Here is a 527-nt window from a genome sequence, read left to right as displayed (position 1 = left end):
GAGACGGATGTTGTTGTTGCCGCCACGGGTTCCGTTGCCGGCGCCAACGGCGTATCGCTGACGGCAACGACGGGTGATCTGACGCAGGCATCTGGCTCTCTCATTGACGGCGGCACGGGTGACGTGACGCTGTCGGCCGGTACGGATGCCACGATCGGTCAGGTGAAGACTGCGGGTGCGGGCACGATCGGCATCACGGCTGTCGCCGGCCGGATCGACCTGAACGATGCGATCGAGGCGGCCAATGGCTCGATCGGGGTGATGGCTCAGACGGCTCTTGCGCTTGCCTCCAGCGCCAGCGTGACTGCCACGGGGGTCGGCGGCGTGTCTCTGACGGCAACGACGGGTGATCTGACGCAGGCATCGGGTTCGCTGATCGACGGCGGCACGGGTAACGTGACGCTGTCGGCCGGTACGGATGCCACGATTGGCCAGGTGAAGACTGCGGGTGCCGGCACGATCGGCATCACGGCAGTCGCGGGCCGGATCGACCTGAACGATGCGATCGAAGCGGCCAACGGTTCGGT

Annotated in this window: 1 pseudogene; it reads left to right on the top strand. The window is 66.4% G+C overall.

From position 1 onward, the window contains the following. Positions 1-527: pseudogene (locus KLP42_RS26665) on the top strand (hypothetical protein); the annotation flags it as partial.

It is taken from the genome of Rhizobium sp. CSW-27 (assembly GCF_018760785.1).
Taxonomy (GTDB): domain Bacteria; phylum Pseudomonadota; class Alphaproteobacteria; order Rhizobiales; family Rhizobiaceae; genus Neorhizobium.
Note: the sequence above shows the minus strand (reverse complement) of the source record. Positions and strands in the feature narration are given on the sequence as shown.